At 58.6% G+C, this 8,895-nt stretch carries 5 protein-coding genes and 1 pseudogene; 3 read left to right on the top strand and 3 right to left on the bottom strand.

What is annotated here, in order from left to right:
- Positions 1 to 293: 293 nt before the first annotated feature.
- The 3 genes from LC354_RS24685 to LC354_RS28170 all read right to left on the bottom strand — a co-directional run bounded on the left by LC354_RS24685 (position 294) and on the right by LC354_RS28170 (position 3,688).
- The gene (locus LC354_RS24685; protein ID WP_223428631.1) at positions 294 to 1,136 is read right to left on the bottom strand and encodes a class I SAM-dependent methyltransferase; all 843 of its coding nucleotides are present in this window, start codon (positions 1,134 to 1,136) and stop codon (positions 294 to 296) included.
- Between the two features lie 116 nt (positions 1,137 to 1,252).
- On the bottom strand, positions 1,253 to 3,292 hold the full coding sequence (locus LC354_RS24680; protein WP_223428630.1) for an ASKHA domain-containing protein: 2,040 nt from the start codon (positions 3,290 to 3,292) through the stop codon (positions 1,253 to 1,255).
- Between the two features lie 219 nt (positions 3,293 to 3,511).
- The gene (locus tag LC354_RS28170; protein ID WP_399204299.1) at positions 3,512 to 3,688 is read right to left on the bottom strand and encodes an arginase family protein; all 177 of its coding nucleotides are present in this window, start codon (positions 3,686 to 3,688) and stop codon (positions 3,512 to 3,514) included.
- A 537-nt stretch (positions 3,689 to 4,225) separates the two neighbouring features.
- Between LC354_RS28170 and guaB the strand changes: the two genes are divergently transcribed.
- The 3 genes and pseudogenes from guaB to LC354_RS24665 form a co-directional block, all read left to right on the top strand.
- Positions 4,226 to 5,677 carry an IMP dehydrogenase gene (gene guaB / locus LC354_RS24675; protein ID WP_223428629.1) on the top strand — a complete coding sequence of 484 codons (1,452 nt, stop codon included), beginning with the start codon at positions 4,226 to 4,228 and terminating at the stop codon, positions 5,675 to 5,677.
- A gap of 41 nt (positions 5,678 to 5,718) precedes the next feature.
- Entirely contained in the window at positions 5,719 to 6,879 is a 1,161-nt protein-coding gene (locus LC354_RS24670) for an RsmB/NOP family class I SAM-dependent RNA methyltransferase (RefSeq protein WP_223428628.1), read from the top strand.
- Between the two features lie 202 nt (positions 6,880 to 7,081).
- Positions 7,082 to 8,821: pseudogene (locus LC354_RS24665) on the top strand (two-component system sensor histidine kinase NtrB); the annotation flags it as partial.
- Positions 8,822 to 8,895 lie beyond the last annotated feature (74 nt).

Below are 8,895 nucleotides of genomic sequence, written 5' to 3'. Positions count from 1 at the left end.
TCCTCCCGCCCGTTGTTTGAACGAAACTGAATCACAAAACTATGCAATCAAACAAGAATTAATGGGTGTGCTGCCTAGTAATTCGACCCGGGGCTTGCGGTAAAACCCGGCTCAAAAAGCTTTTTGTTGTCAGTTGAACTGACCCTGCTCCGGTGCTTCTGCAAACAACATATCGCACCTGACTTTCGATCATTCCGTTCATGAATTGAGATTCCATCCAATTTGCTGCCAAAAATACAGCATTGGTGGATAACGAAAAGTATCGTCTCCCCGGACACGAGCCTGTCCCCAGGTTATCCGGGTGCTTTGGCCTGATACAAATTGATCAGAGCGGGTACTTCAATCCCGCGGTCTGTTTCGCAACGCGTCAGCCAGTCCGCCAGAGCCGCGACAAGGCGGGCGCGATCCGCATCGGTGGCCTCGTAATGCGTCAGCGTCCGTTCCGCCGGACCAATCTGGCACATTTTCTCTGCTGTTTCCTGCACCGTGCCCGGTGGCGTGAGGTGCAATGACACAGGATCGACCAAGACGTCCTGAAGGCCTGCGGCTTGCAACATCGGAATGATGCGCACGTGATCTTCAAAAGCGAAAGGGCCGGGCAGGGTGCGATCCATCTTGTCCATCGGCCCCAATACCTCGGATGCAATCTTGGCGGGTTGCATGAAATACGGATTTTGGGGGGCGGGGCCCCAAGCCGCGAAGGTCAGCGAAGCGCCGGGTGCAAGGGCCCGTGATATATTGGAAAAAGCAGCTGTGGTGTCATCGAAGAACATGACGCCAAACCGGGAAATGAGCGCGTCATAATCGTGCGCTTCAAACGCGTGGACTTGTGCATCAGCCTTGAGGCACTCGGTGTTTGGGTGATCTTTCAGACGCGACCGCGCAAGATCCAGCATCGTCTGCGATATATCGAGGCCCGTGACATGGCCCTGTGGCCCCACGTGCTCTGCGGCCTGCAGCACGCTTGCTCCTGTGCCGCACCCGATATCCAGCACACGCGCACCGGCGGGCAGAGCCGCGCGGTGCAGGACAAGATCCAGCACGGGCTGCAACATTGCATCCATTTCCAGTTGCAAGGCCACCCATGACCGGCCCGCGACAGTACTCCAGAATTCTTCCTGATCTGCATTGCTCATAGCGTGCCTCTTTGATGTGACATGTTCCGAATTTGCGGCCCATCCAGAGAAGACCTGCGTTGCAGATCAATACAGGAAACGAAGGTCATCTGATATGCGTGAAAATGCCCGCTGTTTCATGCACGGCGTCGCCTGCGCCGTCCTCCGCCTTCGCTGTCTCCGCCAGTGTTGAAATTAACCTTTGGCAAAGTCACCAGACTGTTCAGGATCGGGAAGGGATCAGAGGCGTTCGGGATTGCCGAGGCGTTCACGAAATGCTCCTGAAAGCGCGGTTCGATGGCTGTTTCGACCTTGTGAATCTTGCGCACGGTTTCTTCGATCTCGGCCCGGGCGTCCCGGTTCAACAAAGCGATCCGTGCACCGGTGCCTGCGGCGTTTCCAGCCGACGTGACCTTTTCAAACGGCGCATCCGGGATCATGCCCAGAACCATCGCATGTTTGGGCGAAATATGGGCGCCGAATGCGCCGGCCAGAACCACACGGTCGACATGGTCGACGCCAAATTTGTCCATCAGGAGCCGAGCACCGGAATACAGCGCCGCCTTTGCCATCTGAATCGCGCGGATGTCGGGGTTGGTGACGGTGATCAGCGGGCCACCGATGGCGGTTCCGTCATACAGGGCATAGGAATGGGTGCGCCCGTCCGGAATACAGCGCGAGGTGCCGGTTTGCGCCGCACTTCCGATCAACCCGGACGGGTCCAACAAGCCCGCCATGCGCATTTCCGCAATGGCCTCGATAATGCCAGAACCGCAAATGCCGGTGACACCGGTGACGGCCACGGCCTCCGAAAAGCCCGCGTCGGTTGACCACAGGTCCACGCCGATGACGCGAAAGCGGGGCTCCTTGGTGTCTGGGTCGATCTCGACCCGTTCTATGGCACCCGGGGCGGCACGCTGGCCCGATGTGATCTGCGCGCCTTCAAAGGCGGGTCCCGTCGGCGAAGAGCACGCCAGCACTTTTTCGGTATTGCCCAACAGGATCTCGGCATTGGTCCCGACATCCACGACCAGCACGAGGTCTTCGGACTTGTCGGGGGCTTCGCTGAGTGCGACGGCGGCCGCGTCTGCGCCCACATGGCCGGCGATACAGGGAAGCAGATAAACACGGGCCGACGGGTGGATGTTGAGATCAAGGTCATCGGCCCGCAAGCGCATCGAATCCGAAGTGGCCAGTGCAAAAGGGGCCTGACCCAACTCAAAAGGATCAATGCCCAGGAACAGATGGTGCATGACCGGATTGCAGACGAAGACGGCATCGACGATCAGACCCTTGTCGATCTGTGCGTCCGAGGCGATCTGGGTAAAGAGCGCGTTCATGCCGTCGCGCACGGCGCGTGTCATTTCCTGCGCGCCACCGGCGTTCATCATGCCATAGCTCACGCGGCTCATCAGATCTTCGCCAAAGCGGATTTGCGGGTTCATGATGCCCGAAGACGCCACGACCTCGCCCGAGATCAGGTCACATAGATGCGCAGCGATGGTGGTCGAGCCGAGATCGACGGCCATTCCGTAGATTGTGCCATCATAGTAGCCGGGCCAGAGATGCATGATCCGTGGTGCGTTTTCGGCGTCCCCAAGGTGGATCGCGACGGTCACTTTCCAGTCACCCTTGCGCAGGGTGGGTTGCAGCGATTGCAAGATATGCAGATCCGCATGGATGTTCGTGATGCTCCATTCCGTTTCGATGGCGCGCACAAGCCGTTCCAGATCACCTGAGGGTTCATGCATGTCGGGTTCTTCCACCTCCACATAAAAGAGCCGGGTGGAGGGGTTCATCACGATATCGCGCACTTCGGCACGCTTTCGAACCACTTGCTTGTGAACCTGGCTTTCGGGCGGCACGTCCACGACGACATCGCCCAGAACGGTGGCCTGACAGCCGAGACGACGCCCATCCAGCAGTCCGCGTTTGTCCTTGTAGCGTTGCTCGACTTTGTTCCACTCCGAAAGAGCGCCTTCGGCGACGCGCACGCCGTGTTTGGGGAATTCCCCATAGCTTGGCGTGATCTGGCATTTGGAACAAATTCCGCGCCCGCCGCAGACGGAATCGAGGTCGACCCCCAATTGCCTGGCCGCGGTCAGAATAGGCGTGCCGATTGGGAAATGCCCCCGTTTGCCGGACGGAGTGAATACAACGAGAGGTTCAGTGCTCATACGGGCCTCGGATTATTGAGTTGCGCCACCATACGCAGACGCGCCAGAGGGGAAAGCCGTCAAACGACAGGAGCAGGTGGATGCGCGTCACTTTTTTCGGATGACACAGACGCAACCGGCCCTCCGGGGGGAGTTTTTCTGGCAAGATGAAGCAGGGGATCCGGACTTCGTTTGAGACTCCAGCGTGGTTTTGGCGCGTGACCTCGAGATGTTTATCGATTACGGCATTTGAATGCCTCTCTTGTGAGACATGCTGTCTATGAAAGGGATATTGACCGAGTGCTCTTCTCCGATTGTGAGCGGTAGGGCGCCTGCTTGGAGTGCGGCGCGAAGGCTTGTTGCGATTTTTCGGCATGATCCTTGGATGTCAGTGTGGATTATATCTGCACCGCTCATGGCGTTTGCTGCATACCCAAGTGCGGCAACAACCGCGGCTGCGAGGATCGCGACGTCGGCCGACAACGCGTTCGGATCGCGAAAGAAGACGGGTTTTTCAGAGGATGCGATGCTGATGGAGCGCAGGTTCAGGCAGTTTGCGTGGTAGGTCTGCGATACTCTATGGCCCTTTTAAGTTCGTTTGGTGTTGGTCGGGGCGCTGTAAGGCCAGGGCGACAGGACCGAAGCTATGGGTCTTCGGATCTCCGGAAAACAGCATTTCGTTGATGGTTCAAGTACTGTGTGCCGCGTTTGGGACATGGGACAATCAAGCGCGCCGTTTTGCCGATGTTCGGCCCATGTTGTCATTACGCCATCGCAACGTTTCGGTTCATCGGCGCCTCAAACAGCCACAGGCTGGTTCATGATCCGGCTCATCTGGAAACATATTCATGTGGCGCGGACTCAAGAGCCACAAAAGATCGTGTCGCTCTTTCCATTTCTCAAGGCGCATGACATTAGAAAGCGTCAAACGAAACCTCCCAAGGAGATCCCCCAATGGAGATTCGCGAGGCACTTACCTTTGACGATGTTTTGCTGGTTCCAGCCGCGTCCAATGTGCTGCCGTCAACGGCTGATACCCGCACCCGTGTGACCCAGCGCATTGATCTGAATATCCCGCTGCTCAGCTCGGCCATGGACACAGTGACCGAAGGGCGTATGGCGATTGCCATGGCACAGGCGGGCGGGATGGGCGTTGTCCACCGAAATCTGGATGTCGAGGCGCAAGCCCGCGAAATTCGTCGTGTGAAACGGTTTGAAAGCGGTATTGTCTACAATCCGATCACCCTGCGCCCCGATCAGACATTGGCCGATGCGAAGGCATTGCAAGAGCGCTACCGGGTTACGGGATTTCCTGTCGTCGATGAACGGGGCCGCGTGCTGGGGATCGTCACCAATCGCGACATGCGTTTTGCCAGCGACGATGCGACGCCGGTTGCGGTCATGATGAGCTCTGACAACCTGGCGATATTGCATGAGCCCGCAGATCGCGATGAAGCTATCAGTCTGATGAAGGCCCGCCGCATCGAAAAGCTGCTGGTAACAGATGGGACGGGCAAGTTGACGGGCCTTCTGACGCTCAAGGACACCGAACAGGCGGTGCTGAACCCCACCGCTTGCAAGGACGAGCTTGGGCGTTTGCGTGTCGCTGCGGCGTCGACCGTGGGCGATGCGGGTTTCGAGCGGTCGCAGGCTCTGGTGGAAGCGGGCGTCGACATGATCGTCATCGATACAGCCCATGGACATTCCGAAGGGGTCGCCCAGGCTGTACGCCGCGCCAAGGCGCTGTCGAACGAGGTTCAAATCGTGGCCGGTAATGTGGCAACGGGCGCGGCAACGCGCGCGCTGATCGATGCGGGCGCAGACGCCATCAAGGTGGGTATCGGACCCGGTTCGATTTGTACGACACGAATGGTCGCCGGCGTCGGTGTGCCCCAATTGACCGCGATCCTCGACTGTAGTGCGGCTGCGGGTGATGTGCCTGTGATTGCGGATGGTGGTATCAAGTTCTCCGGTGATTTTGCCAAGGCGATTGCGGCGGGTGCCTCCTGTGCGATGGTCGGGTCGATGATCGCCGGTACGGATGAAAGCCCGGGCGAAGTGATCCTGTATCAGGGCCGGAGCTTCAAATCCTATCGGGGTATGGGCAGCTTGGGCGCGATGGCGCGTGGCTCAGCAGATCGGTATTTCCAGAAGGATGCAGCCAGCGACAAACTGGTGCCCGAAGGGATCGAGGGGCAGGTGCCCTATAAAGGGTCCGCAAGTGCGGTTGTGCACCAATTGGTCGGCGGATTGCGCGCGGCCATGGGCTATACCGGCTGCGCCACTGTCGAAGATATGCGCAAGAATTGCCAGTTTGTGAAGATCACCGGGGCGGGACTGAAGGAAAGCCACGTGCATGATGTTCAGATTACGCGCGAGTCTCCGAATTACAGAGTTATGTTGTAAAACATGCGCTTGTGTCCTGTTCTTTACGTTGAATTCGTCAAATGACGCCGGGCGCACGCGTGGCGGCAGCCATTGATGTGCTTGATGCCATCGTTGAAGGCGCGACGGCCGAACAGGCGTTGAGCCGATGGGCGCGCGGCAGTCGCTATGCGGGCTCAAAAGATCGGGCCGCTGTGCGGGACTATGTATTCGACGTCTTGCGGCACTGGCGCAGTGATGCCCTGCGCGGCGGGGGAGAAAAGGGCCGGGCGCGTATGATCGGTCGTCTACGCGCGCAAGGCGCGGATCTTGAAGTGCTTTTTGATGGTGCCGGCTACGGTGCGGCGCCACTCAGCGAGGACGAATTATCTGTCGGCGCAGCGCCGCAAGATCTTGGATCGCGCTGGGACATGCCGGATTGGTTGATCCCGCTGTTGCAACATAGCCTCGGCGATGATGCAGAGCGCACCGCGCTGGCGCTGACAGACCGTGCGCCGGTGACATTGCGTGTGAATGCCGCGCGCACGACAGCGGAGGCTGCAATCGATGCCTTGGCGAAAGCAGGGGTGATTGCCAGTACGAATGCGCGGGCAGCGACAGCATTGACCGTGACAGAAGGCGCGCGCCGGATCCGCAACTCGGTGCCGTACCAAACGGGTTTGGTCGAGCTGCAGGATGCCGCCAGCCAGGCCGCTGTTGCCGGTCTTTGCGGGACAGGACGTGCTTTGGATTTTTGTGCCGGAGGGGGTGGCAAGGCATTGGCGCTTGCGGCGGCGGGATGGGATGTCACCGCCCACGACATCGCCCCGGATCGGATGCAGGATTTGCCTGCACGTGCGGCGCGTGGCGGGCACGAAATCACAATGTTCGCGCCCGATGATCTGGCGTCGGCAGGCCAGTTTGATCTTGTCTTTTGTGATGCGCCTTGTTCCGGGTCCGGCACCTGGCGGCGCACACCTGAGGCCAAATGGTCATTGACGGCCGAGCGGCTTGCGGACCTCTGCGACACTCAAGCTAGCGTGTTGGAAGCGGCTTTGCCGTTCGTCGTCAGCGGTGGCAGCCTCGTTTATGCGACATGTTCCATTCTTGAGGAGGAGAATGCAGCGCAAATCGCGCATTTCCTCAATGCACACAGGGATTGGCGGCAATCTGCGGCACATACTTGGCCTGTCGATGCGGCGGGCGACGGGTTTTTTTGCGCGCACTTGACGCAGCGCGCATAAGCTGAATTACTCAACCATAAGTTTAAAATCACATATCGGCTAACGCGGGACGTGTATATTGGGCTCTGGTTAAGGCGCGATTAACCCTTCGCTGCGCACAACGGACCCCAGCGAATCGAGTTGTTGGAGGTTTTTGGTGCCAGAGAACGCGCTCACGCATAGTCACCTTGCGCGGATTTCCGAACATGGATCCCAGCGTTCCATGGTTCTTCTCGGCGTAGCATTGGTGCTCTGTGTCATGGCTTATCTTGCGCCGGATCAGACGCTCCGATTGGGACTTGTCTCGGCGGGTGCCACATTGAGCTTGCTCGGCCTTGTTCTCATGATCGCCGCCCGAAAAAGCCGCAAGACCAGCGATCACGCGACAGGAGTGATTTCTGATTTCATTGAAAAAGATTCATCGCCCAGCTTTGTGTGTACCCAGGATGGTGAGGTTGTCCGTGCAAATGCAGCAGCGCGCGCAGTTTACTCGGCTCGGCGCGGAGAGACGCTTGCCACCGCTTTGCGCAATACATTTGCAAACCCGAGCGGGATTTTGTTCCGGTTGAAAGGACAGGCAGAGCTTGAAGGGGCCGCGCGCGAGGACATTGTTACGCGCAAAGGTCACATAAGGCTCAGTGTGCATCAAGTGGGCGGTGACCAGTTGCTGTGGCGGTTGGAAGCTGTTCCAGATATGGGGCAGGGCCGCGGGACGGACGGTCCGGGCCTGCCAATGATCATGGTGGGGCGTACCGGCACGGTCTTGTACATGAACGAGCCTGCCCGCGCATTGACCGGCCGGCGTGTCAAGGCGCTGGATGCGCTGTTTGACACCTTGCCGGTCACATCGGGGGCCATTGCGCAAATTTCGGGCACGGACGGGCCGATGAATGTCCTGGTCACCGAGGTTGATGCCGGAGCAGGACGAACGGCACTCTATCTGCTGCCACCGCCTGTGGTTTCAGAGGTCAGTACCTGGTCGTCGTTCGAAGACCTGCCTGTGCCGCTGGTCCGCTTCTCTCCCGATGGACATGTGCGCAGTTTCAACCGCACCGGTGCCGATCTGATTGGCAATACGCTCACCGACGGGGCGCATCTATCGGACCTGATGGAAGGTCTGGGGCGGCCCGTCGAGGACTGGCTGGACGAAACGATCTCCGGCCGCGCCGTGCAGCAATCCGAATTCCTGCGCCTGAAGCGCGCGGATAAAGAGATGTTTGTTCAGGTGGCTCTGAACCGCATGTCCGAGGATGGTGAAACATCGATTGTTGCGGTCCTGGCCGATGCAACCGAATTGAAAACGCTGGAAGCCCAGTTTGTGCAAAGTCAGAAAATGCAGGCGATCGGGCAGCTTGCGGGTGGTGTGGCCCATGACTTCAACAACTTGCTGACCGCGATTTCAGGCCATTGCGATCTGCTGCTCTTGCGCCATGATCAGGGCGACGTGGATTACAGCGATCTGATTCAGATCAATCAGAATGCCAATCGCGCTGCCGCACTGGTCGGACAATTGCTCGCCTTTTCGCGCAAGCAAACACTGCGCCCCGAGGAATTGGATCTGCGCGATACCATGGCGGACCTGACCCATCTTTTGAACCGTCTCGTTGGCGAAAAGGTGCGCCTGACACTCAGCCACGACCCGGTCCTCAAGGCGATCCGCGCCGATAAACGCCAGTTGGAACAGGTCTTGATGAACCTTGTGGTCAATGCACGCGATGCGATGCCGGACGGCGGTGAGATACAGATCGAAACGGAGTGCATCACTCTGTCAAAACCCTTGGAACGGGACCGGGTGAGCGTGCCCGCGGGCCAATATGTCTGCCTGCGCGTCATTGATCAGGGTATGGGAATACCGTCTGATAAATTGCAAAAAATATTTGAGCCGTTCTACACGACAAAGCGAACGGGTGAAGGGACTGGCCTGGGGCTTTCTACGGCTTATGGTATCGTGAAACAGACTGGTACTGTAACCTGACGTCTGGAAATTTAGTTGGAGATTGCGCTGAGAGCCCCTGCCGAGGCGTGCCCCGGCAGAGG

The sequence above is a fragment of the Tateyamaria pelophila genome (genome assembly GCF_019966495.1).
In the GTDB taxonomy this organism is placed as follows: Bacteria; Pseudomonadota; Alphaproteobacteria; order Rhodobacterales; family Rhodobacteraceae; genus Tateyamaria; species Tateyamaria pelophila.
The sequence above is the reverse complement of the archived record's forward strand: the minus strand, read 5'-3'. Positions and strand labels throughout refer to the sequence as shown.